The organism is Neobacillus niacini (assembly GCF_031457145.1).
In the GTDB taxonomy this organism is placed as follows: Bacteria; Bacillota; Bacilli; order Bacillales; family Cytobacillaceae; genus Neobacillus; species Neobacillus niacini_J.
The window spans coordinates 93,014-118,136 of the sequence record NZ_JAVDVZ010000010.1 but is presented as its reverse complement, the minus strand read 5'-3'; the positions used below and the strand labels follow the sequence as shown (position 1 = coordinate 118,136).

At 36.8% G+C, this 25,123-nt stretch carries 26 protein-coding genes and 1 riboswitch; of the genes, 9 read left to right on the top strand and 17 right to left on the bottom strand.

Going from position 1 to position 25,123, the window contains the following annotated elements:
• Positions 1-217: 217 nt before the first annotated feature.
• The 9 genes from J2Y03_RS20635 to J2Y03_RS20595 form a co-directional block, all read right to left on the bottom strand.
• On the bottom strand, positions 218-874 hold the full coding sequence (locus J2Y03_RS20635) for a CpsD/CapB family tyrosine-protein kinase (protein ID WP_310197612.1): 657 nt from the start codon (positions 872-874) through the stop codon (positions 218-220).
• A complete protein-coding gene (locus J2Y03_RS20630; protein WP_310197609.1) occupies positions 864-1,592 on the bottom strand; it encodes a YveK family protein in 729 nt (242 codons plus the stop codon). Before J2Y03_RS20630 ends, J2Y03_RS20635 begins: the two co-directional genes overlap by 11 nt.
• A gap of 174 nt (positions 1,593-1,766) precedes the next feature.
• Entirely contained in the window at positions 1,767-3,560 is a 1,794-nt protein-coding gene (locus J2Y03_RS20625; RefSeq protein ID WP_310197607.1) for an ABC transporter ATP-binding protein, read from the bottom strand.
• Positions 3,557-4,690, bottom strand: coding sequence for a nucleotidyltransferase domain-containing protein (locus J2Y03_RS20620; RefSeq protein WP_310197800.1), 1,134 nt, complete (start codon positions 4,688-4,690; stop codon positions 3,557-3,559). The genes J2Y03_RS20625 and J2Y03_RS20620 overlap by 4 nt, the downstream gene beginning before the upstream one ends.
• Before the next feature lie 72 nt (positions 4,691-4,762).
• The gene (locus J2Y03_RS20615) at positions 4,763-5,179 is read right to left on the bottom strand and encodes a lasso peptide biosynthesis B2 protein (protein ID WP_310197797.1); all 417 of its coding nucleotides are present in this window, start codon (positions 5,177-5,179) and stop codon (positions 4,763-4,765) included.
• Positions 5,180-5,259: 80 nt separating this feature from the next.
• Positions 5,260-5,565 (bottom strand): lasso peptide biosynthesis PqqD family chaperone, encoded by a 306-nt coding sequence (locus J2Y03_RS20610; protein ID WP_310197604.1) that lies wholly within the window; start codon positions 5,563-5,565, stop codon positions 5,260-5,262.
• The gene (locus tag J2Y03_RS20605) at positions 5,543-6,496 is read right to left on the bottom strand and encodes an aldolase (protein ID WP_396954235.1); all 954 of its coding nucleotides are present in this window, start codon (positions 6,494-6,496) and stop codon (positions 5,543-5,545) included. Before J2Y03_RS20605 ends, J2Y03_RS20610 begins: the two co-directional genes overlap by 23 nt.
• A gap of 153 nt (positions 6,497-6,649) precedes the next feature.
• Positions 6,650-6,802 (bottom strand): paeninodin family lasso peptide, encoded by a 153-nt coding sequence (locus tag J2Y03_RS20600; protein ID WP_310197598.1) that lies wholly within the window; start codon positions 6,800-6,802, stop codon positions 6,650-6,652.
• Between the two features lie 4 nt (positions 6,803-6,806).
• Positions 6,807-8,756 carry a lasso peptide isopeptide bond-forming cyclase gene (locus J2Y03_RS20595; protein WP_310197594.1) on the bottom strand — a complete coding sequence of 650 codons (1,950 nt, stop codon included), beginning with the start codon at positions 8,754-8,756 and terminating at the stop codon, positions 6,807-6,809.
• Positions 8,757-9,161: 405 nt separating this feature from the next.
• A riboswitch (SAM riboswitch) is annotated at positions 9,162-9,276 on the top strand.
• 82 nt (positions 9,277-9,358) lie between these two features.
• On the opposite strand from J2Y03_RS20595, the gene J2Y03_RS20590 reads away from it, so the two are divergent.
• From J2Y03_RS20590 to J2Y03_RS20555, 8 genes are all read left to right on the top strand, one after another.
• On the top strand, positions 9,359-10,471 hold the full coding sequence (locus tag J2Y03_RS20590; RefSeq protein WP_310197793.1) for a methionine biosynthesis PLP-dependent protein: 1,113 nt from the start codon (positions 9,359-9,361) through the stop codon (positions 10,469-10,471).
• Positions 10,471-11,658 (top strand): cystathionine beta-lyase, encoded by a 1,188-nt coding sequence (gene metC, locus J2Y03_RS20585; protein WP_310197591.1) that lies wholly within the window; start codon positions 10,471-10,473, stop codon positions 11,656-11,658. The genes J2Y03_RS20590 and metC overlap by 1 nt, the downstream gene beginning before the upstream one ends.
• 2 nt (positions 11,659-11,660) lie before the next feature.
• On the top strand, positions 11,661-13,523 hold the full coding sequence (locus tag J2Y03_RS20580) for a bifunctional homocysteine S-methyltransferase/methylenetetrahydrofolate reductase (RefSeq protein WP_310197589.1): 1,863 nt from the start codon (positions 11,661-11,663) through the stop codon (positions 13,521-13,523).
• Positions 13,501-16,950 carry a methionine synthase gene (gene metH, locus J2Y03_RS20575; RefSeq protein ID WP_310197587.1) on the top strand — a complete coding sequence of 1,150 codons (3,450 nt, stop codon included), beginning with the start codon at positions 13,501-13,503 and terminating at the stop codon, positions 16,948-16,950. Before J2Y03_RS20580 ends, metH begins: the two co-directional genes overlap by 23 nt.
• Before the next feature lie 176 nt (positions 16,951-17,126).
• On the top strand, positions 17,127-17,540 hold the full coding sequence (locus J2Y03_RS20570) for a MarR family winged helix-turn-helix transcriptional regulator (RefSeq protein WP_310197586.1): 414 nt from the start codon (positions 17,127-17,129) through the stop codon (positions 17,538-17,540).
• Positions 17,541-17,554: 14 nt separating this feature from the next.
• Complete coding sequence (locus J2Y03_RS20565) at positions 17,555-18,109, top strand: MFS transporter (protein WP_310197583.1); 555 nt, start codon at positions 17,555-17,557, stop codon at positions 18,107-18,109.
• Positions 17,994-18,767, top strand: coding sequence for an MFS transporter (locus J2Y03_RS20560; RefSeq protein WP_310197790.1), 774 nt, complete (start codon positions 17,994-17,996; stop codon positions 18,765-18,767). The genes J2Y03_RS20565 and J2Y03_RS20560 overlap by 116 nt, the downstream gene beginning before the upstream one ends.
• A 109-nt stretch (positions 18,768-18,876) precedes the next feature.
• Positions 18,877-19,440 (top strand): FAD-dependent oxidoreductase, encoded by a 564-nt coding sequence (locus J2Y03_RS20555; protein WP_132096029.1) that lies wholly within the window; start codon positions 18,877-18,879, stop codon positions 19,438-19,440.
• 39 nt (positions 19,441-19,479) lie between these two features.
• Here the strand turns inward: J2Y03_RS20555 and J2Y03_RS20550 are convergent, their stop codons facing one another.
• The 7 genes from J2Y03_RS20550 to J2Y03_RS20520 all read right to left on the bottom strand — a co-directional run bounded on the left by J2Y03_RS20550 (position 19,480) and on the right by J2Y03_RS20520 (position 23,768).
• Positions 19,480-19,890, bottom strand: a complete 411-nt coding sequence (locus J2Y03_RS20550; RefSeq protein ID WP_132096027.1) for a cytosolic protein — start codon at positions 19,888-19,890, stop codon at positions 19,480-19,482.
• A 122-nt stretch (positions 19,891-20,012) separates the two neighbouring features.
• Entirely contained in the window at positions 20,013-20,159 is a 147-nt protein-coding gene (locus J2Y03_RS20545) for a hypothetical protein (protein WP_165903234.1), read from the bottom strand.
• An 11-nt stretch (positions 20,160-20,170) separates the two neighbouring features.
• A complete protein-coding gene (locus J2Y03_RS20540) occupies positions 20,171-21,391 on the bottom strand; it encodes a tetratricopeptide repeat protein (RefSeq protein WP_310197579.1) in 1,221 nt (406 codons plus the stop codon).
• A 178-nt stretch (positions 21,392-21,569) separates the two neighbouring features.
• Positions 21,570-22,508 (bottom strand): magnesium transporter CorA family protein, encoded by a 939-nt coding sequence (locus J2Y03_RS20535; protein ID WP_132096023.1) that lies wholly within the window; start codon positions 22,506-22,508, stop codon positions 21,570-21,572.
• 15 nt (positions 22,509-22,523) lie between these two features.
• Positions 22,524-22,646, bottom strand: coding sequence for a hypothetical protein (locus tag J2Y03_RS20530; RefSeq protein WP_310197576.1), 123 nt, complete (start codon positions 22,644-22,646; stop codon positions 22,524-22,526).
• 72 nt (positions 22,647-22,718) lie between these two features.
• A complete protein-coding gene (locus J2Y03_RS20525; RefSeq protein ID WP_310197574.1) occupies positions 22,719-23,603 on the bottom strand; it encodes a cation diffusion facilitator family transporter in 885 nt (294 codons plus the stop codon).
• Positions 23,604-23,627: 24 nt separating this feature from the next.
• Positions 23,628-23,768, bottom strand: coding sequence for a hypothetical protein (locus J2Y03_RS20520; RefSeq protein WP_310197572.1), 141 nt, complete (start codon positions 23,766-23,768; stop codon positions 23,628-23,630).
• Between the two features lie 92 nt (positions 23,769-23,860).
• On the opposite strand from J2Y03_RS20520, the gene J2Y03_RS20515 reads away from it, so the two are divergent.
• The gene (locus tag J2Y03_RS20515; protein WP_310197571.1) at positions 23,861-24,088 is read left to right on the top strand and encodes a YozQ family protein; all 228 of its coding nucleotides are present in this window, start codon (positions 23,861-23,863) and stop codon (positions 24,086-24,088) included.
• Between the two features lie 195 nt (positions 24,089-24,283).
• Here the strand turns inward: J2Y03_RS20515 and J2Y03_RS20510 are convergent, their stop codons facing one another.
• Positions 24,284-25,039 carry a TraR/DksA C4-type zinc finger protein gene (locus J2Y03_RS20510; RefSeq protein ID WP_310197568.1) on the bottom strand — a complete coding sequence of 252 codons (756 nt, stop codon included), beginning with the start codon at positions 25,037-25,039 and terminating at the stop codon, positions 24,284-24,286.
• Positions 25,040-25,123 lie beyond the last annotated feature (84 nt).

Below are 25,123 nucleotides of genomic sequence, written 5' to 3'. Positions count from 1 at the left end.
TATTAATGATCGGTTCTTTAGGCAAAAACAGATCATTAATGTTTTTTTAAAATTTGGGCATCTAACCCGTCCTCACATCACACTTTCGACGACTAACGCTAAGGTCTGATGACCCACAGCATGACCGAGTGCCTCCATAGATAATGGATAGGAGACATCACCAAAAATTTATTCAATTCTTAATAACGAACAGTTTGTTTAAAAAATTTTATAATTCTTAATGATTCATTACAACCCCAACTAGTTTTGCTTTTGCAAATTCCAGCACCTTTTTCGCCTCAGCAGCTTTTTCAAACTTTGTTTTACCGTTTTTAATCACCAATACAACTCCATCACATTGGTTAGCTAAAAGCTTTGTATCAGTTACATCCAAAATGGCATTGGAATCAATTAATACGATTTGATATGACCTGAGGGCCTTCTGTAAAAGTTCATGCATCATTTGTGAACCTAATAATTCAACTGGGTTATTGGGGGCAGGACCACTAGGTAACAGGTCTAACCTTCCCATTTCAGTATGAATAATAGCATCATGGAATAAAACCCTTCCATTTAAAATATCAACTAGTCCATTAGAGTTAGACGTTTTAAAAAATGAATGTAATGAAGGCTTTCTTAGATTAGCATCAATTAAGAGAACCTTTTCTTTTTGTTGGGCAATAGTGATTGCTAGGTTGGCAGCAGTGGTAGACTTCCCTTCCCCATCATTTGGTGAGGTAACTAAGAAAATTTGACTTTTCTCTCCTGCCATAGAAAATTTAATATTTGTTTGAATCATCCGAAATTGTTCGGAAATAATGGAGTCAGGATAAGAGGATGTGATTAATATTCTTTTCTTCCTTTGACCAAGTCGTTTTGTGATTTTATTTAACACCAACTGACTCACCTCTTACCTCTAGATTAGACTGACCATTCTTCTTTTTAATATTTCGTTTATTCATTTTTGAAACTCTTCCAAGCACTTGAACCCCAAGCATAGTTTCAATCTCTTTCTCTGAACGGATCCTATCATCTAAAGACTCTAGTAAAAATGCCAAACCAACACCCACAACAAGTCCTCCAATTATCGCCATAAACACTTTATTATTACTTTTTGGATTAATGGGCAGTGGATTTACTTTTGCCTTTGATAACGAACGGATATAATCTTGACCAACTATCTTAGGAACTTCCTCTTGAAAAATCTTTGCTGTGGTGTCAGCTATTAAAGCTGCTTGCTCTGGATCTGTATCTACTACACTTATACTCACTACTTGCGAACCATCTACACTTGCTACACTTATTTGTCCAGCCAACGCTTCTGCCGATTTACTTAGGTTCAGTTCCTTAACAACCAAGTCTAAAATAGACGAATCTCTTACAATTACTTGCAGTGTTTTTCTTGACTCTTCATCTGCTCCAATAATAATCCTAGAAGAAGATTGATAAAGAGGAACAATGGAAGTGTTGTTTAAGATCATCCCAACTATACCAGCAAGAATTGTAATAACAGCTATCGCCAAAAATCTTCTTTTAATAACATTAAATAATTCTTGTAAATTAATTTCCTTGGCTTTTCTCTTGTCGTTATTATTCTGATTAAAGCTATTCATTAGACCACCTTTTATTAAGACCTGAAACATTTTTGTTCTAAATAAAGAACACCGTGAACAAAAAAATATTCATTAGTAAACTAGTTTATAACATCATATTAGTTCTTTATTAAGAACTAGTCAATCATTATTTTCAGAATTAAACAATAATAAAGATAATTAAAAGCTCCAAAATTAAACACTAACTTCTAATTGCTTTTTCAACAACCTACTAAACATTCCATGTTTCTCATTTGCTAGTTGTCCAAACTGGCCTTGTTGAATGATTTCACCGTTATCTAAAACTATTACTTGATCGGCATTACGAATAGTTGATAATCGATGTGCGATTATTATGATTGTCATTGTCCCCTTTAAATTTTCAATTGCATTTTGGATTTTAGTCTCGTTCTCTGTATCCAAAGCACTAGTTGCCTCGTCTAAAACAAGTATAGACGGCTTACGTAATATAGCTCTTGCAAGTACAAGTCTTTGACGTTCTCCACCAGAGAGTTTTATTCCTCTATCACCTATCATAGTATCAAGACCATGGGGCATCCTTTTAACAAAGTCTGCTGCAACTGCAAATTCTAATGCCTCCCAGATTTGCTCATCTTTTGCTTTCTTATCAATAATTAATAAATTTTCTCTGATTGTATTATTAAACAAGAATGGGTCCTGGGGTACATAACTAATTGAGCGTCTCAACGCAAGTAAATTTTCACTTGTTAAAGTCTTTCCATCAATTAATACCTCACCAGTTTCAGGCCGATTAAGCCCCATTAATATATCTATTAGTGTGCTTTTACCTGCACCGGATGGACCAACTATTGCTGTCATTCGATTCGCGGGAAATCGTAAGTTAATTTTTTGTAAGGCATATTGCTCTGCTTTAGTATATTTAAAATAAACATCTTTACATTCTAGACCTTTTTTCATCATGATTGGATTTACGTTATGAATCATTCTTTCACTTAACTCTCGTCCCTCAATACATTGATTTTGCAGTTCTAGAAGTTTCTTAAATGAAGGTAATGCTAAACCTAGCAGTTCTAAATTTGATTGAATTCCAGTTATTCTCGGCCATATTCTAGAAAATATTATAAGAATTAGAAACAACGAAGCAGACTGTCCTTCGAACATTTTTATTGAAATAAAAATAAAGATTCCAATTAATAATGCTGATACTACTTTATAAATAAAGTTTGATTTTGTTTTTAATTCCACAGCTTTGATTGAGTTCTTAACCATTTTTCCGTTTAGTTCCTTGAACCACGAGATGTGGTGCTCCTCTATATTGTTACTTTTTATATCTTTTATCCCATTGAAAGAATCGGTAACTCCCGCCATATAAGTTTGTCCCAATTCGATATTATCCATACCTAATTTACTAGATTGTTTGATAAATTTTCTCGAGAAAAATACCACTAAAAATCCGAATAAAGTAACAAATATGGTCATCTTTATTGAAAAAAAACAAGCAATTCCAATTTGAATAAGTGTAAATATGAATGAAGAGATAAAACTAAAAAAAACACTTATACCTCCACTAACACGACCAGTTTCCGAAATCATTGAATTAATTAGATCTGATTTCCGATTTTTTAAAAAAAATCCCCAATTAGCTAATAAGATTAATTTATATGTTTCTTCTCTAATATAACAAGAAAAGCCTTGCTGAATTTTTACATTCAATATGGTTTGCTGCCTTTGAAAAAAACTTTGTCCTACCATTATTAACACGAATAAGCCTATGATTATTAAAAGAGAGGTTGTTTGAGGTATACCTTGAAAAATGAAAGAAAATTGATTTAAAAAACTATTATTTATATTTAAGTCTACTATTTCCGTTAAGTGAATTAAGGGTAATAGCAAAAAAATACCTATACCTTCAAATAGGCTTATTAATAACATTGCAGAAAGATTAAAATACAATATTCTCCCTGAAAAGGAATGGATAAGCTTTACAAAATGCATGATTTCTTTCATTTCGGTTCCTCCAAGGATAGTTCTTGCTTTATTGCCTTTCTCCATAAACATAAAAAAGGTCTTAGAATAAAATATAAAAAATGGAGTTTTTTTGGTAATGGTACTGTCAAGCTATCGACATGATAGGGGTATAAATAACTTAGTTTGTACAAAAACTTTTGCTGCCGAGACATTAACGAATATAAATGGCGTCCATGGTATATAGAAATATATTTTGGGACAAGGTCATCATGCAAATTAACCATATTCTCCATATAAAATATCGCACCCTGAGCTAATGATTTAGATTGATCACTTGTATATCTAAGCAATTCTTTTGTTACATCGGCATTTAATAGGGCTGAAGATAAGATTATACTTTGTCCAACCACATGAAAATTGTTGTGTTTTTTCGTAAAAGAATAAACTTTTTGCCAATCCATTTCCTGCTCAATCATTCTCTCAATATCTATTAACCAACGGAGACGTGACCATCCGTGTCTTGCACCATGAGAAACAAGAAATAAAAATAAATCCTCCCTGCCTAATAAATAAATTGGACTATTAACAGATACGCTTTTTCTCTTACGTTCCCATAATTCTAAAAAGCCTGGTTCCTTTCCAGGTCCTGGATTTAGTCTCCAATGAATTTCCACCTTAATATTTTTGGATTTTTGGTAATAAGTAACGTGATGATGTCTCCATTTCCAATCTCCCAATATACTTAGTATATAATCATCTTTTATAAAACCCTGGTTTTCTAGAATTCTATGCACACTATCTAAATCTTCAATAGGAATAAGTATATCTAAATCTCCACATGTTCTAAGTGAAACATCCCCGTAGATTTCATTTCCCAGTAATGGCCCTTTTAAAAAGATGGTTTTTATATCATTAGCATTAAATAATTTAGCTAATTGTTCCATTTCACCACTAAGTTGGAGCATTTTAAAAATATTTCTCTTATAGTATCCATAAACTGTTTGGGTTACGAATTGAGGAATTAAACTAGTATCAATATTTTTTAGTTTTGAGGCTAGTAAAGGATAAACCCGGTGATGTAACGTTAAATCCAAAAACATTTTCCAATCTATATTCTTGTGTTCTTCTCTTAAATAATCTTGAGTATAACCATCATCATTCTTTAACATATTTAGTATAAGAATTAACTCTTTAGGAATATCCCGCACGTCGAGACTAAATTTTTTCACTGTAATTACTCCTTACTTATTAATACCTCGACCTTTTTTTGCAAATTTACCTACAACTACAAATTTATTCATTTCCTCAGCACCGGTCAAATAAAGTGGACCACTTCTTAGCCAAGCATGAGCAATCATTTGTCCGTTCTCGTCTCTAGCTGTCCCTAAATAAAGGGTACTATCAATTTGCCGTCGTTCTAACATTTTCATACAAGCCATTGCCCTTATTAAACATTTACTTTCCCACAATGTATATTTACTCATAATATGAATTGCATGGGATATTTGTTTAACGATTTTTATATTTACAGCAGCAATATCAAAAGATGTTTCACTCATTTTAGAGCCAAGAAACGGGGAAACTCTTCTAAAAGGGAAAACTTTTAGAACACGTGCCCATGCTAATAAAATGTATGCTTCAATTAGTAAATTTCTCATTTGAATATCTGAAGTGAAGAATAGCCATATTTTTCTCACCTTTAACGAATCCTTCCTTACAGCCAAAAATTATTAAACTGTTAAATACCTGTTTCATTCCTAATTATTTTTTCATCTAATAACTGTTCTAGAAAAGCGAGAACATCTTTCTTGCATTCACTAGCTTCTACATTAAACTCGTTAATTATTTTAGAGATTAATGATTTAATAGAAATAGGTTCTTCGATATTACCCCAAATATATCCACCGATTACACCTAAATTGTAGTATTTACCATTATCGATACTCATCATCACCGTTTCTCCATCCATATCACTTATAATATTTCCGGGATTTTGTACGATGATGGTTTCCATAGAGAGTCTATTTGCACTTAAGATTTTCATTTTTTTCATTCTCCTTGTTTATACAATCGAATATTTGTGAAACTAACTCATTCACTGTAAATCTGTTCTCTGGCCTCCGCAATTGGAACATATTAATCTGACTAATAATTTTTGTTGAATTTGTAAAATGCCAATTGGTAAGCCCTAGGTTTGGGATAAGTATGTTCCTGTATGTATGGATTAATAATGTCTGTAATCTAGAAAGACCTTTAAGTTGATTAAGCTCTATTTCTTCATTTTCGGAAAACGTTAGTTCAAATACCCCTGCTAGTTGTAAAGGTACTGATGAAAATTGATCTTTTATTGGAATTGCAAACTTAGTTTCTCTTTGATAAACAGATTTATATTCTCTACTGTCTATTCCAAACTCATCTAAGCTTTCCTGCCAAAGTTTCTGCTGAGGATAGGCTGGAATGACCATTGGTACATTTCCCTTAGTGAAGTAAACACCTATTACATCATCAGTTAGCAATTTATATCCTTTACGAAGAAATGCTGTTGCCAGAGTAGACTTGCCGGCCCCAGAATTACCAACAATAGCATAAGCTTTTCCATTTATATCAATTGCGCTTCCGTGTAAGGGAAGTATGCCTCTTTGCATCAAAATTGCCCCCATACAGCTACCTAATAAATATAATCTAATTACATCTTCTTTATATTTATTTAAAGGCCATACGGTGATTCGGCATCCTTCTTCGATAAGAAAAATAGCAATATCTGGAACCTTAAACATTACTAAACGTTCATTCATGACAAATCTGCTTCCGGAATCAGACCATTCTAACCATAAGCTTGATAAGTCTTTAAAATTAATCTCTATATCTGTAGAGTCCTTATCGTTAACTACTTCTAATAGCTCTGGGAAATGGATCTTACTTCTAACTGAAAATCCAAAAGCCTTATAAAAAAAATCACTAGCAACTATCTCCATCATTCTCACTCCAATGAATCTCTAATTATATAAAAAGCCCTTATATCTTCTTCAATATATAAGGGCCTTTTATGTAAGTTAATCAATACCGTCTATATGAATTCATAAAAATGAGGTTCAAATAGATCAGAATTAAAGCTTATTTCTTCTCGATTAGCTCTTAGAATCTAAATGTTGTCCTTGTCCATTTGTAGGTATTGGCTGCCCATTTGACCAATCAGCATCATATTTGCTTCCAGAAACATTGTGCATTGTCATCTTTACATCTAACATTTCTAATACTGGTTTTTGCCATTCTCTTTTCATCTAATCACCCCCTTTCAAAGTATTTTTTTATTAAGCGATACACTATTACAGTTCTCATTAAAGTTCTATAATCGGGGTCAGACATATTTTCTGTCCTTAGAGCCTTTTCGCTTTTAACCAATGCCGACCTTATTACCTCTTCATCAAAAAATTTCATTACGTTCGAATCTTTGAGAAGTTCCTTAACCTCTTCTATAAGCATATTCCAATGTGGAACCATTCGATGGAGCCAATCTGCACCTTGTATCCCCCAAATACGTTGATTTAACCTAATTTGGTCTGGCAGCACATTTTCTGTTGCTCTTCTAATGAGTGCTCGGTCTAACCCATTTTGAACAAATTGATCTTCAGGTACTGAAAAACAATAGCGGACCACACGAATGTCATTTGTAGGGTCGCGTTTCCATAGTTTATATCGCAATGAGAGTTTGGCATTAAATGTACTCCCAGAATTCCAAGTGGATATATTATCAAATACGATTCTTCTTTGCTCATAAAGATTTTTAGATGCTAACCAGCCAGAACTATCAATTCCATATTCACTCAACTTTGAAAATACACCAGTTCTCTCTGCGAACTCAGAATTAATTAAAATCGGAAGATCCTCCGCATTGTTCCTCGCTACCATTTGATTTATAATTGGAAAGCCAATTTTAACAATATCAGGGATTAACCGAAATCTGGCTCCTCCAGTTTTCGCACTATAATGTTGCAATTCCTGAATAAGACGCAGCCACTTAAATCTCTTTAAAAGAATCGCATAATAATCTAGCGCAGAACCCCACGATATCGTTGAATTACCTTTATCACCATTTAGTAGAATTCCAACACCTTTTTCGCTCGCTTTCTCAAAAATGCCCCTTAGCCAAAAAGAGTTTTCTGCAAATTTGTACGGCATTTCCATCACATCAAGATAATCATCGATTTCGGTATAAGAACTTCTCCCGTCAAAATCATAATAATGATCAGAAATTCCTCCTACATATTCAACCGTTTTCTTAATAAATGGTCGCTCGTCCGGCATTATTCGCTTTTGTGTGAAATCAACGAAATCCTTTGGCGGAATATAACTGAATGTATGTAATGTCTTACTCTTTTTTTGAAGTTCTTTTGCCGCAAATCCTACAACTGCACCTGAATCCAACCCTCCACTTAGTTGGGAACCAATTTCTCGAAACGTTCGTAATCTACAATTTACTGCTTCCTGAAAAACATCTTGAAAGGCCTCAACATATTCTTCATTTGATTTTAATTTTATTTTTTCAGCTGGCATAAATGTACCGAAGCGTTTAAGGATGATTCTTTTTCCAACAATAGTAATCGAATGAAATGGTGGCACTTGTTCTATATCTTTAAAAGGTGTTAAACGAGCATCAACCGTATCAATCATTCCAGTAATTGCTAAAAATTCAGCAATATAATTCTCATTTAATTGCTTTTCAATATAGGGTAAAGTCAATAATGGTTCAATTGTTGTACAAAGACTGAACCGTGAATGATTCCTAAAATAGTAAAGTGTTCTATAGCCAGAAGGATCTCTTGCGCCAAAGAATTGTTGATTTTTCTCATCCCAAATCATAAAGGCAAAATCACCAATTAGATATTTCGGAGAGTCTTCTCCCCATTTATGATAAGAAAGTAATATCAGTTCACTATCAGTGATTTCTTTTCTTTTTCTTTTATCAACTTGTAATCTCTCAAATAATTCTTCCCGGTTATCAATAATCGCATCAGCCGTAATAGCTAACTTTCTATCATGATCATAGTAGGGGAGTTTTTCACCTATAGATTCTGGTGTAATCCATTGGGCATGGCAGCCTAGAAAGACTTTGTCACTATGCCATATTTGAACATCATCGGCTGGATACTTTTCCAAATCCTTCATCATTCTCCTGCCGTGTTCGAGATTAATAGGTTCATCGTTCAAATGATATATACCAGCAATAGCACTCATCTTTTCCTCCTGCCATTTCTACTTCTGCGTTTTATCTTAAACCGATTTAAACTTTGGGTTAATATCAAATTCCCTGTTCTTTAAAGTGAACAACCAAAGCATAGTTAAATATTGGATTCTTAAAAGTAATCCTAAATAGTGCAAATTTATTATTATTGTTGATATAATAGATGGTAATAACCTCAATATCTTTATTTCCACTTTCATAAGTTCTCAATAAAGAACAACTTGATATTTCTATCATAAATGCTCCCATTTTAAGAGTCAACTCTTTTTTGACTAATAAATACGTTTTATTTAAGAGAATTTTTCGACAAGATTTTAGTGGTTAAAGGAACAATGCAAAAAGGAATTGACACTCTCACTAAACTGTAGTAAATTTTATAAATAATCTAAATATTAATGTTCTTATCAAGAGAGGTAGAGGGAATGGCCCTATGACGCCTCAGCAACCATCAATGGCTTTTTCATTGAAAAGGTGCTAAGTCCACCAAGTTATAGGTAACTTGGAAGATAAGAAGAATGACAATGCTTACAGCAGCCAAAAGTCTTCTTCTTATAGAAGACTTTTTTTGTTTTTATAAAGGAGGATAAGGAATATGGTGTATAAGATTGATACGAAGTTAGCACAAATTGGAAATCGCAGCGAAACCACGACAGGAACGGTTAATCCTCCGGTTTATTTCTCAACAGCCTATCGTCACGAAGGGATTGGGCAATCAACAGGTTATGATTACTCAAGGACAGGAAATCCAACACGCCAGCTGCTAGAAAAGGCGATTGCCGATCTCGAAGGTGCGGATCAAGGGTTTGCCTGTAGTTCAGGCATGGCGGCTATTTTTACAATCCTTTCTCTTTTCCAATCTGGGGACGAATGGATTGTGAGCGAGGATTTATACGGAGGAACATATCGTTTACTAGAACAGGGATTTAAAAAATGGGGATTGCAGACCCAATATGTTAATACCTGTAGCCCGGAAGAAATTGAGAGGAAGATTACCCCTCAAACAAAGGCGATATTCCTTGAAACACCGACCAATCCACTTATGCAGCAGTCAGACATTGCTGCAGTTTCAAAAATTGCAAAGAGCCACGGAATTATTCTAATTGTTGATAATACATTCTATACTCCGCTCCTTCAGCAGCCAATCCTGCTTGGTGCAGATATTGTCCTTCATAGTGCGACGAAATACTTAGGTGGTCATAATGATGTCCTTGCAGGTCTAATTGTTGCGAAAGGAAAAGAGCTTTGTGAGGCGCTGGCTTTTCATCATAATGGAGCGGGCGGAGTCCTAAGTCCTTTTGATTCCTGGTTAGTGATGCGCGGAATGAAAACTTTATCCCTTCGTATGCAAAGACATGAAAGCAATGCGAAAGCTATCGTGGAATACCTTTCCACTCATGATGGAATAACAGATGTTCTTTACCCTGGAAGAGGCGGTATGGTTTCCTTCCGCTTACAGGATGAAACATGGGTTAATCCTTTCCTCAAAGGACTTTCACTTATTACCTTTGCTGAAAGCCTGGGCGGAACAGAAAGCTTTATTACGTATCCAGCGACACAAACCCATGCTGATATTCCTGAAGAAATCCGAATTAAGTCAGGTGTTTGCAATCGACTATTAAGATTTTCAGTAGGACTAGAAGATCCAACAGACATCATTCAAGATCTTGAATACGCATTAGCAAAATTAAAAGAAGGAGTGATTGGATAATGAGTTCAGATAATTATAGTTTTGAAACCAAGCTCCTTCATAATAAGCATAAAGTCGATCTAGCCACGGGAGCAGTTAGTGTACCGATTCAACATGCATCGACCTTCCATCAATTTGATATAGAAAATTACGGGAAATACGATTACGCTAGAAGTGGAAACCCCACAAGAGAAGCGCTCGAGGATGTAATCGCTGAATTGGAAGGCGGAACGAGAGGCTTTGCTTTCTCGTCTGGAATGGCTGCTATTTCAACAGCCTTCCTCCTTCTTTCTTCTGGAGACCATATCGTCATTACCGAAGATGTGTATGGCGGCACGTATCGAATGGTCACACAGGTGCTCTCTCGGTTCGGGATTGAACATACATTTGTAGATATGACTGATCTTAATCAAGTAAAAAATGCCATTAAGCCTAACACCAAAGCATTTTATGTTGAAACACCATCAAACCCTTTATTAAAGGTTACGGATATTGCCGCAATTACAGCTCTTGCAAAAGAGATAAATGCAATCACTTATGTAGATAACACCTTTTTAACCCCTGAATACCAAAGACCTTTAGAGCTTGGAGCAGATGTAGTTCTTCATAGTGCGACTAAATTTTTATCAGGACATAGTGATGTGGTTGCAGGACTTGCGGTTGTAAAAGATGAGGAATTAGGCAAGAGGCTCTACTCTTTACAAAATTCCTTTGGTGCTATACTAGGGGTACAGGATGCCTGGCTTGTGCTTAGGGGAATAAAAACCCTTCATGTCAGACTAGAACAATCACAAAAATCAGCTATCAAACTAGCCGAATTCTTAGACGCACATCCTTTAATCGAAAAAGTTTATTACCCTGGTCTGGAAAATCATCCACAGTTTGATTTGCAAAACAGTCAAGCTGGCGGCCCTGGAGCAGTTTTATCCTTTGAATTCGCGAATGAACAAGCACTTCAGGTCTTTTTATCCAACGTTAAAATACCTGTTTTTGCAGTTAGTCTAGGAGCGGTTGAATCCATTCTATCCTACCCTGCAAAAATGTCTCATGCAGCGATGCCACAAGCAGAAAGGGAAAAGCGAGGAATTAAAAACAGCCTCATCCGCTTATCCGTTGGCTTAGAGAACCCAGACGATCTCATTAATGACTTCTCTCAGGCATTACTTCAGGTGAAAGAAAAACAATTGGTCTTGCAGCAAGGAGAATGATCATGACCTTTCTAGAAAAATTAAAAAGCCAAATTTTAATAGGTGACGGTGCCATGGGCACCCTTCTTTATACATTCGGCAAAGATAGTTGCTTGGAAGAGTTAAACCTTTCTCATCCGGAAAAAATCAAAGAGATCCATAAGGCCTATATAGATGCCGGTGCGGATGTGATTCAAACAAACACGTATGCAGCGAATTATCTAAAACTACAAAGATATGGTCTTGAAGACTCGGTTAAAGCAATCAATAGCGCAGCGGTACGAAATGCAAAATTAGCCGTACAGCAAAACGCTTATGTTCTTGGTACCGTCGGCGGGAACAGAGGAATAAAGCCGAGTGCTTTATCCATTGAAGAATTAAAGCGCAGTTTCCGTGAACAGCTCTATTGCTTATTGCTAGAAGGTGTTGATGGAATTCTATTAGAAACCTTTTACGACCTGGAGGAACTGGAAACAGTCCTTGCAATAGCTCGAAAGGAAACAAAGCTCCCTATTATTGCCCAAGTCTCACTTCAAGAGCCAGACATCCTGCAAGACCAAACACCGATTAATGAGGCCTTTACACGTCTTGAAAACCTCGGTGCTGACGTAATTGGATTGAACTGCCGTCTCGGGCCCCATCATATGCTTAAATCACTTGAGCAGATTGAACTGCCTAAAAATGCTTACCTTTCTGCCTTCCCAAATGCGAGTTTACCGGCGTATACAGACGGTATATTCCATTATGAAGGGGACTCAGATTATTTTAAGAAATCTGCCCAAAGCTTCCGTCAGCAGGGAGTACGTTTGATTGGCGGCTGCTGCGGAACAACCCCAGCGCATATCCAGGGATTTGCGTCAGAGTTAAAAAATAGTGTGCCTGTCACCGAAAAGATAGTTAAATTAAAAACAAAGAAAATCATCATTGAACACAGTGCAGCTAAAAGGGACCTCCAGCCTCTAGAGGAAATCGTTAAGGAACGGACATCGGTTATTGTAGAATTAGATACTCCAAGGAAGCTTGATACCAGCAAATTTTTTGAAGGCGCAAAGGCGTTGAAAGAAGCAGGTATCGATGCGATTACGATGGCTGATAACTCTTTAGCTCAGGTGAGGATTTCCAATGAATCTTTAGGTTATCTTGTTAAACAAGAATTAGGGATGCGACCGCTTATCCATATTGCCTGCAGAGACCGGAATGTTATTGGTTTGCAATCACACCTTATGGGGCTTCATACTCTTGGAATGCACGATGTATTAGCGATAACAGGTGACCCCGCAAGAGTTGGCGACTTCCCTGGTGCTTCATCTGTATATGATGTATCTTCCTTTGAGCTAATACAAATGATAAAACAGTTAAATGAAGGCTTATCGTTTTCTGGAAAAGACTTAGGGCAAAAAACCGCTTTTAGCATAGCAGGTGCTTTTAATCCGAATGTCCGTTCAGTAGAAAAAGCAGTGAAACGTCTTGAGAAAAAGATTGAATATGGTGCTGATTATTTCATCTCGCAGCCTGTCTTCTCTGAGGAGAAATTAATTGAAGTCTATGAACATACCAAACACCTAAATGCCCCTATTTACATTGGTTTAATGCCTTTAACGGGCAGCAGGAATGCTGAATTTCTTCATAATGAGGTACCAGGAATTAAAATCTCTCAAACGATTCGAGACAGAATGGCGGCACTCTCTGATCAGCCACTACAAGCTGCACGTGAAGGAATTGAAATAACAAAATCTTTAATTGACACAGCACTCGACTTATTCAATGGAATTTATTTAATTACGCCATTTTTACGATACGAACTAACAACTGAATTAGCGATATATGCCAGACAACGTGCAAGTCAAGTTAGGGGGAACATCTATGTCGAAAGCTCCATTAAGTGAACAACTACAAAAACGAATCCTTGTCATGGATGGTGCCATGGGTACCATGATTCAACAGGAAAATTTAACAGCAGAGGACTTTGGCGGTGAGCAATACGAGGGCTGTAATGAGTATCTGAATGTAACAGCTCCTGAAACAATCGCAAAAATTCATCGTGAATACTTGGAGGCTGGTGCTGATATTATTGAAACCAACACCTTCGGGGCCACAAGCATTGTTCTCGATGACTACAATCTAGGATTTAGGGCTTATGAATTAAATAAAATTGCCGCTCAAATTGCGAAAAAAGAAGCTGAGAAAATTTCTACTGCTGAGTGGCCACGGTATATTGCAGGTTCAATGGGACCGACTACAAAGACCTTAAGTGTTACAGGTGGAACCACTTTTGATGCACTTGCTGTTTCCTATGAAGAACAAGCAATTGGTTTGATTGACGGTGGTGTCGACCTTCTTCTTCTTGAAACAAGTCAAGATATGTTGAATGTAAAGGCAGGATTTATCGGAATACAAAACGCCTTTAGTAAGACTGGAAAAAAACTGCCATTAATTGTATCTGGTACGATTGAACCAATGGGCACAACCCTGGCCGGACAGTCGATTGAATCCTTTTACATTTCATTAGAGCATATGAGGCCCCTCGCAGTGGGGCTAAATTGTGCGACGGGTCCAGAATTTATGCAAGAGCATGTCCGCTCCCTTTCCAACCTTGCTTCAACAGCTATTATTTGTTACCCAAATGCAGGGTTACCTGATGAAGAAGGACACTATCATGAAACACCAAAAACGTTAGCGAAAAAGCTGGCTGATTTTGCTGCCCATGGCTGGTTAAACATTGTTGGCGGCTGCTGTGGTACAACTCCGGATCATATTCGAGCGATTACAGAAGAAATGAAAAAGTTCTCACCACGAGAGTCTCAGTCCTCTGATTTCCATATGGTATCAGGTATTGAACCATTTGTTTACGATGATCCAACACTAAGGCCGATTATGGTGGGAGAACGTACAAACGTAATTGGTTCCCGTAAATTCAAACGCCTTATTAATGAAGGTAAGATTGAAGAAGCTGCAGAGGTTGCACGTGCTCAGGTAAAGGGCGGTGCACATGTAATTGATATATGTCTTGCTGACCCTGATCGTGATGAGATGAGTGACATGGTGAATTTTATCCCAGAAGTGGTGAAGAAAATAAAAGCCCCGCTTGTTATTGATTCGACAGATGAAAAAGTAATCGAACAAGCACTCAAGTATTCTCAAGGAAAAGTGATTATTAATTCGATTAATCTCGAGGATGGCGAAGAAAGATTTGAGGCAGTCGTTCCACTGATTCATAAATATGGCGCTGCTGTCGTCGTTGGTACTATTGAAGAAGATGGTATGGGCGTAACGGCAGAAAAGAAATTAGCCATTGCTAAACGTTCCCATGATATCCTTGTTAACAAATACGGTTTAAAGCCACAGGATCTTATTTTTGACCCGCTTGTTTTTCCTGTCGGTACTGGTGATGAGCAATATATTGGCTCTGCTAAAGCAACGGTAGAAGGAATTAAGTTGATTAAAGAACATCTTCCTAAAACGCAAACCATTCTTGGAATCAGTAATGTATCATTCGGCCTTCCGCCTGTTGGCAGGGAAATATTAAACTCTGTTTTCTTATACCACTGTACACTAGCAGGGCTGGATTATGCGATTGTTAACACTGAAAAACTCGAACGATTCGCTTCCATTTCAAAGGAAGAAGTTTTATTAGCAGAAGAACTTCTATTTAACACAACAGATGAAACACTAGCTACGTTTACGGAATTTTATCGGGGTAAAAAGAAAGAGACAAAGAGTACAGTACCAGACATGAGTTTGGAAGAACGCCTCTCTTACTACGTTGTTGAAGGTACGAAAGAGGGTTTATTACCTGATTTGGCATTGGCACTTGAAAGTTATCCTGCCCCGCTAGATATTATTAATGGACCATTAATGGAAGGCATGAAAGAAGTAGGACGACTTTTCAACGACAATCAGCTAATCGTTGCTGAAGTACTTCAAAGTGCTGAGGTAATGAAGGCTTCTGTCTCTTATCTAGAACCTTACATGGAAAAAGGAGATGTTTCTTCCTCCAAAGGGAAGGTTATCTTAGCAACAGTTAAAGGCGATGTACATGATATCGGGAAAAACCTCGTAGATATTATTCTTAGCAATAACGGTTATGATGTGCTTGATTTAGGGATTAAAGTATCACCGACTGAACTGGTTCAAGCCATTCAAAAAGAAAAACCAGACATCGTTGGTTTATCCGGCTTACTGGTGAAATCTGCACAGCAAATGGTTATAACAGCACAGGATATGAAAGAAGCCGGAATCTCAACACCTATCCTTGTTGGAGGTGCAGCCCTTTCTAGAAAGTTCACCGATACTAAGATTGCTAAAGAATATGAAGGACTCGTTCTATATGCAAAGGATGCAATGAATGGATTGTCACTCGCTAATCAACTTCAAACTCCAGAGGAGCATGAAAAACTGTTTGCAGAGAAAAAGGAAAAACTAGCTGCTTTAGAACTGCCGAGGGAGCTTCCAATTCGTTCTGCAGTATCGACAGCTGTAAAAACAAGACCGTCCGTTTCTACAGAAGTACCGGTTTTCACACCAATGGATACGAAGAAACACATTCTAAAAACCTATTCCCTTTCTCATATTGAGCCTTACATCAATATGCAAATGTTAATTGGTCATCACCTAGGGGTAAAAGGAAAAATTGCAAATTTACTGGCTGAAAAGAATGAAAAGGCAGTTAAGGTAAAAGAAGTAGTGGATGGGTTATTAGCAGATGCTAAACAAGGTAATTGGATTTTACCAGCAGCGGTTTATCAATTTTTCCCTGCACAGTCTGAAGGAAATAAAATTTTTATTTATGATCCTAATGATCATAATCGTATTATTGAAACATTTGATTTCCCACGTCAGGAATCTGCACCGCATTTATGTTTGGCTGACTTTGTAAGGTCTGTTGACAGTGGAGAGAAGGATTATGTTGGCTTCTTTACAGTTACAGCCGGAAGAGGAATCCGTGCAAAAGCTGACGAGTTAAAGGCAGAAGGCCGTTTTCTTGAGAGTCATGCTCTACAATCCTTAGCACTTGAATCGGCAGAAGGCTTTGCCGAATTAATCCATCGTCAAATGCGCGACCGTTGGGGCTTCCCAGACCCGCTGACATTTACGATGCAGGATCGATTTACAGCTAAATATCAGGGACAACGCTTCTCTTTTGGGTACCCTGCATGTCCTGATTTAGAAGATCAGAAGAAGCTATTTGCGTTGATTCATCCGGAGGAAATTGGGATTGAATTAACAGAAGGCTGCATGATGGAACCAGAAGCTTCCGTTTCAGCTATGGTATTTGCTCATCCTGAGGCAAGGTATTTTAATGTTTTGAGATAAATGAAGTCCGCGGATTAGATTCCGCGGATTTTTTCTGTTTCAAAATTAATCCCGCCAACTACTTTAATGATGTTCCGTTCTTGACATTTTAATCAAATGCTTATATAGTTACCTAGGTAACCATATTAATTACCTGGGTAACTATTATGCATATAATAATTTTGGAGTGAACTTATTTGACTAACCACGCATTATTTCATACTCTTCATCAACTTTCCCGACAATTGACCAATCAACTCAATGAAGCTCTTAAACCCCTTGGATTATATAGTGCTCAATGGTCAGTCATATTTGTTTTACATACAAAAGGCTCAATCACACAAAAAGAACTTTGTGAGTATTTATTTGTCGAAGCTCCACCGATGACCCGTACGATTCAACGGCTTGTTAAACAAGGGTTTGTAAGACAGCTTCCTGGCAAGGACAAACGAGAGAAGTATATTCAACTAACCGAGGAAGCAGTAAAAGAATTTCCTAAATGGGAGCATGCTGTTTTCGAGTGCAATCAGACCTTACTAACGAATTTTCCGCAAAGCTCACAACAAGAATTAGCAAAACTTCAAGGTCTATGGTTAAAAGAGCTATTGTAAAAGGAGTAGATAACATGAACAAATCTAAATTATGGACGAAAGATTTTATTAATATTTCCTTGAGTAACTTTTTTTTATTTTTAACTTTTTATATTTTACTAGTAACTCTTCCGATTTTCGCATTGCAGGAATTTGACAGTAATGCTTCGCAGGCAGGATTGATGACAACCGTATTCTTGCTTTCAGCCATTGTATCCCGCCCGCTTGCTGGTCAATGGCTAGAGCGTGCTAGTAATAGAAAAGTACTATTAACGGCGCTTATAATCTTCGCAGCCGCCTCGCTTCTATATTTTTTCCCTAAAACTGTTACAGGTTTCCTAGTGATTCGCTTGTTACACGGGGTTGGCTTTGGTATGGCAACTACCGCTGTAGGAGCGATTGTAGCAGACCTCATTCCGAGTTCACGAAGAGGAGAAGGAATGGGATACTTTGTTATGTCGACGAAACATGGCAATGGTATTAGGACCATTTGTGGGATTGACTGCCATCCAACAATGGGGAGCAAGGACGATGTTCATTATGACTGTCATTGTAGCCTTTGGAGCGCTTATTACCGGTCTTACAGTTAAAATAGCGAAGCCTGAAGTACCAGATCAAATGGTCATACTTCCAGCCTTCTCATTGAAAAGCCTTATTGAGCCATCTGCGGTATCAATTGCAATAGTTGGCAGTTTCTTAGCCATTGTCTATTCGGCACTTCTTTCTTTCGTATCCGTCTATGCAAATGAAATAAATCTTACCGAAGTATCCAGTCTATTCTTTGTTGTTTATGCGATTATCTTATTAATGTCTAGACCTTTTACAGGAAAGTGGCTCGATCAATATGGTCCTAACGTGATTGTTTTCCCATCAATCGTCTTGTTTGCATTTGGTATGTTTGTATTAAGTCAAAGCAGTGGAGCAATTACTTTCCTTGTTTCTGCGGGAATGATTGGTTTAGGCTGGGGAACACTTTTCCCAACCTTCCAAACGATTGCCATTCAAAACGCGGCACCGAGAAAACGTGGCTTAGCTACAGCTACCTTTCTATCAATCTATGACATCGGTATTGCACTAGGATCATTCTTGGTCGGTTTAATTGCAGCAAAAATGGACTTCAGTTCTTTATATCTAATGTGTTCCTTCTATGTCTTAATCGGAGCCATACTGTATTATCTCCTTCAAGTAAGAAAACCAACAAAGCAGGAATTAAATGTCCAGCAATCCTTACAAGTAAAGGAGCAATAACCTTCAAGAACCATCAAATGATGGTTCTTTTTTGAGCAGTGATTTTTACTTTTGCTTTTTATTCATGTACACTTTTATTGTATGTAATTTTTCGAATGGAGGTTTTTACATGTTAGATGTTATAGTGATTGGTGCTGGACCAGCAGGAGCAAGTGCTGCTTTAATTACAGCTAAAGCTGGTAAAAAAACATTGGTTATTGATAATGATAAGAGCGCTACCAAGCGTGCATGGGTGGAAAACCATTACGGCGTGTTAGAAATCTCTGGTCCGGACCTTATAGAAATTGGAAAAAAGCAAGTCACTAAATTTGGCGGCGAAATTGTCCAAGCAGCTGTTACCAACATTAGTAAAGTTGATGGCGGCTTAAAGGTAGAAACAGAGAGCGGAGAACATGAAGCAAAGCATGTTATTGTGGCTACTGGATTCCTAGTAGATGTTGCTGAAAAAGCTGGTCTAACTACCAAGCCAGGTACTGAGCCAAGAGTAAAAACCATTATTGATGTAACTGCTCAAGGAAAAACAAATGTTGAAGGCATTTGGGCTGCGGGAACAGTTGCTGGTGTGAGTGTACATACAATCATAACAGCTGGTGACGGCGCGAAAGTTGCTTTTAATGTGGTTAGTGAATTGAATGGCGAACGTTATGTTGACCATGATGTTTTAAAAGCATAATAGTTGTCAAAAAAATCCCCTTCAAGGGGATTTTTTTACTTATACCTCTAAATCTTTTCCTTCTTCAACGATATGGAATAGAAGATGTGCCAGATGGTGAATTGGACCATAATCTTCTTCGTCTTCACTTACTTCCTCATTAAATTCAAGATCATTTAGGTAAAGGGCAGTAAATTCATAAAAATCCTTCAACTGGAAGGAATAACAGCCAACGGGGTCTTCACTTCCGTCTTCCCCTGTTGGGTCCTCGTATTGCAGCACCATGTAAGAAACATCTCCATCCGCATCCTCTGCGTCGAAAAAGACAAAAAAGCCAATATTCGTGTCTAATTCAAAAAGATGCCTTGTTCCGCCTTCTGTTGCCTTTTCAAAATCCTCTTGGCTTAACTTTTGAATCTGCATGGAATCGACATTGTCTTCCTGGTGAAAACCAACAATAAATGATTTCATAAATTTTCCTCCTTGTTAAACACATATAAATTACTTTGCCCCTAAAAATAAAATTTCATTAATAAGTTGAACAAATAAAAAACCTTCTAGATAGGAGTTCCTAGTTAGAAGGTTTTTGGTCATCACCCCACTGGCGGTAAAATAGGGTGAACTTTATTGATAGTACTAGCCTTAGCAATGTCATCAGTAGATTGGCTAAGGTTGTTGTTAATAGGCGTTACTAATAAAAGAAGTGAAAATAAAATCCCTGCTATTATTGCCTTCTTCATAATTCTCCTCCTCAATGGACCTTTGTAAAATATTTTACTGCCTCTAAATACATCCCTTGACTGGTATAGTAATCTGATAGCATTCTATAAAAACGGGTAAGATCATCTTTATGTTCTTTCGTATTCTCTAAATAAGGAATTACTTTTGATTCTAGGTATTTAATCCCTTTTTCAAGTGAAGTCATATGAATTAGAAAAAACTCTGACAAAAGCTTGTATTTTTTTACTCCAATCTCATTTGATAGAGATTTAACGGTTTGAAAGCACTCTTCTGCCTTTTCATAAGTTTGGCTAGACCAATGTAGTTCTCCAATTGTATATAGGGTTACAAGATAGTTCTTAGAATTTACAGTTTGCAGGGCTAGACTTTTATCGTAAAAGGCTAAAGCTTCTTTATTATTATTCATTCTTTTTTGTAAGTAGCCCATATTATGATAGATTTGCGGCAGCATTTTCTCTTCCTTAAGCAATTCTGCATTTCGAATTAAATGCTTAAAACAAACTAGTGCTTCCTCATAAATATTAGAATGAGTATAGTTAATTCCTAAAAGCATTATCGTGTGCAAAATTCGATAAAAATTATGTTGGTTCATAAAAATTTGAAGAGCCAGCTTCCCAAAATGAATGGCATGGCCAGATTGATCAAGCGAGGTTTTGACTAGAGCCCGATGATAGAGAAATTCTCCGTTTGTTGTTTCATAATCATCTTTTATATATAATTCTTCTAGTAATTCATCTGCTTTTTTAAAGTGACCCTTTAATATTAAAAATACAGCATTATAATAGTGAAATAAATACCATTCATGTTGGGAAAAATTTTTCTTTTGCTTATGTAATAAGTCTCGTTGTGCTTCTGCATCTGAAAGTAAATCCTTGAATAATAGATAGCGATACTTATATAATTCGTATGAATACATATGTGCAGAAAAAGGGACCACATGTTCAATTTCTTTGAGCTTTTGATAAATCACTTCGATTTCTTCCCGCAAATAAAAGTTGATTTTTTCACCAAAATCTCTTAATAAGGTTTTAATTAACTCCTCTTTTTCCTCCATTTCATCAAAGCTGACTTCCAGCCTTGCAAGTAATAAGGAAATAGTCTCTTCGTTAGCGTCTTTTGAGTTATTTTCAATTTTACTTAAATGAGGGATAGAGCAAATTCCAGTAGCAAGTTCCTTTTGTGTTATCCCTTTTTGGGTCCTGTAGTATTTAATTAAAGGTCCAAATTCCATAACATAACCACCCTCTAAAAGCTCTTCCTTTTTTCCTATTTTATACCAACTCTACCCCCTCTTCCATCTATTTGTTCAGACTATTAAAAAAATAAAGAATAGGGTCAATAAGAAGTCAAAAATGTTGGGAAATTTTATCAATTTACAAAAAAAGACCCTGAAGATTTCCTTCAGAGCCTCAAAAATATTTCTTTTTCCAAAAAATTAATGCGGTTAACGTCGATAAGATACTAGCAACAATAATCGAAATCCAAAATGCATGCGGACTATTTTGCAGTGGTAAATCTACATTCATTCCATAAAAGCTAAACACGATCGTTGGAAATGAAAGAATGATCGTAAACGAAGTTAAGAATTTCATGACGATATTTACATTATTGGAAATGATTGAAGCAAAAGCGTCCATCATGCCACTGAGAATCGAGCTGTATGTCTCGGCCATCTCAATCGCCTGGATTTTTTCAATCATTACATCTTCTAATAAATCTTTATCTTCCTCATACATCTTGATATAGCTGAATCGGAGAATTTTATCCAAGACCACTTTATTCGATTTAAGAGAGGTCATGAAATAGACCAAACTCTTTTCTAAAGCAAGTAACGCATACAATTCTTTGTTTTTCATTGATTGATGAAGTCCACGTTCGATTTCATTTGTTTTTTTATTAATTTGTTTCAGATATCTTAAGTAATAAGATGTAATAATAGCTAAAATTTGTAGAGCAAATCGGTTCTTTTTAAAGGTGAAAAAATCTTTTATTTTATTATTCTTAAAAACTTCTAATATGGGTGTATCCTTTAATGAAACGGTAATAATACATTCATCCGTTAAAACAATCCCAACTGGAATCGTCTCATAGATTGGGAAACCAGCTTCATCATGCGCAATATAAGGATAATCCACAATGATATAAACTTGACCATCTTCACGTTCAATCCTTGGTCGTTCTTCATCATCAAGGGCATCTTTAATAAAGTCAACATAGATGTTTGCTTCCTTGGCTACTCGGTTGATTTCTTCCTCCGTTGGGGCATACATATTTACCCAGCAGCCTTTTGAAATTTCCTCAACCTGTTCGAGTACTCTTGCTTCAGTGCTTTTATAAATCTCCAACATGATAAAACCTCCTCATCACTTTGTTCGAGGAAGCCATACTACCTTCATAAGGGCTGATATTCCTGAAGAATCCAATTCAAAGATAACACTGACTTCCCCACGACTACTGCTGGGGTCCGGGTCTATTGCATAACTCAAAAATATCAACTCCTTCAACATATAATTACCTCATTATCATAAACCCAAAAGCAAAAAAGCACAAACATGATTTTATTCAGGAAAATAGGGATTTAAGTGTATTAATACCTCCTCAATGTTGTCGTATTTATCCATTAATCTCCCTTTGATTAATTTAGCAAGATCATGCCCTTCCTTAATTGTTTTAAAGTGATCAATGGATATTCGTAAATCAACTAAAATATAATGACCAAGTTCCCTTGCCCTAATCCGGTCTATCCTCTTTACCTCCGGAAATCCATTCACCACATCAATGTATGCCTGTAATGTTACCGCGTCAATATTCCTTTCAAGTAAAATATCAAAAGCTTCGGTTAACATTTCTTTGGAGATTTTAAAAATTAAATAAGCAACAAAGATACTTGCTGCTTTATCTCCATACTGTAAAAGGAGAATATCAAAGCGTTCCCCAAGTATGGAGAGAAGAACTCCGAGAGCTGCAGCAATGGAAGCCACAATATCTGCCTTATGGTCAAATGCAATGGCTTCAATTGCCTTACTATTATGCTCTGTTGCCACCTTTAATGATGAACGGTACAAAATAATTTTTGTAACATATGAAATTATCGCTACCCACATGGCTAAATAACTAGGTGTTTCTACTTCATGGAAGAAACCGCTGATTCCTTCATACACAACATATATGGAAACGAGAAAAAGTAAAATCCCAACGATTCCAGAAACAATTACCTCAGCCTTTCCATGTCCATATGGATGTTCTTTATCAGCTGGCTTATTGGCAATTTTTATGACTAGTAAGACGATAACTGAGGCAAAAACATCTGCAGCAGAATGAATTCCATCCGCAAATACAGCGTCACTGTTTCCATACCAGCCTATGAAAAGTTTCCCTATTGTTAAGAGGATATTACTGATTACACTTATCCAGGCAATTTTCTTAGCTAAGGATTCCCTCATCTACCATCTCCACCTTAATAATTTCTATTGCTTTATTTGATTATTCCCATTTTCCTCCATCATCATTTCCTCTTCTTCATCCACTGTAATCCTGTTAATGGCATCATGTAGAAAATGAAAGGCTTCATCTAATTCTTCCCTTGAAGGATATTTATCTTTATTCATCATAATCAGCTCCTTGATTTTTTTGTATGAGTAATCCTTGAATAAAAAGTAGAAAATACGGTTGTACCAAATTTATTAAAGGAGTGTATAACATGGATAAAAAAAATTCTGCCACCAACAGTACCGATCTTGCTGGACGGGTCTACGAGACAAGTGACTATCAAAAAAACGATGTCATCTCTACAGGCCTAGCGACCACCCACGAACAGGCAACTGACGCTTATACAGAAGGCGAGATTGGCGCACTTATTGATACTATTGATGATGACTTGAACGCTAAAGACTTACCAATTGCCCAAAAGCCATATAGAAACAAGTAAGAAAAGCGGAAGTGCCCTGGTCAGCGGCGTATGGCCTGGAGCGCTCCAACTGAGATAAAGGAAACACGAAGAGCCGGAGGCGATTCGATGTTGACTTATCGTAGGGCGGAGAGCGAAGGACACTAGCCGCTAGGGCCGCTTGCGCTAGACAAAAATTAGAGAAAACAGCTTTCCAAACGAAAGCTGTTTTCTTTTTTATTTATCTTCCTCTACATACGGGTCTTTCTCATATGCTGGCAGGTCTCCAAAGCTTGTCATGATTCCTTCTTCATCTAACTGATCTTCGTAGCGTTCATGCTGTGAATTTGGGTAAACCGTAATATTGTTACCATACATATCATTTCCAACAAAATTTTCGAAGTCCTCAACATATCCCTCATTTTCATCTGGTTCATTACTAACATCGTTGTAATGCCCCTCCGGAAAGGCTAAATCGGATGGTGTATCAGATGTTCCCCACTGAGCTACGGTCTGCCAAGAGTCCTCCGCATCAAAGCCAACATTCTCATCCTTGGAATCCATATCAAACTTCCCAAACGGCGGCATTAATACCCCCTCTTCAACAGGTCGATCATGTGAAATAACTTGGTCTGGACTGTGTTCCTTACAAAAGGTTGTATTAGGCAAAGCTTCTAATCGTTCATATGAAATTTCTTTACCACATACCTCACATTTTCCATATGTCCCATTTTCCATTGCTGAAAGGGCCTTATTTATATTTCTTAGCTGCAAGTCAGTATGCTCATTTAACGCGATATCTTTTTCACGTTCGTACAAATCTGTACCTTCATCTGCGGGGTGGTTATCAATACTTGATAACTCTCCCATTGATTCATGATAATGCCCTCGCTCTAAACCATAGTGATCATTTTGCTCGAGGCGCTCTTCAATTTCCTCTTTTTCCTTTAGTAATTGCAACCGAAAACCAGCAAGCTGCTCTGTCGTTAACATAGGAAACCCCTTTCAAGGCTTATTGGTTATCTATATCGCCCATTTATGATTTCAATTTTATCTTGTACCTTTTTATTTTCATTG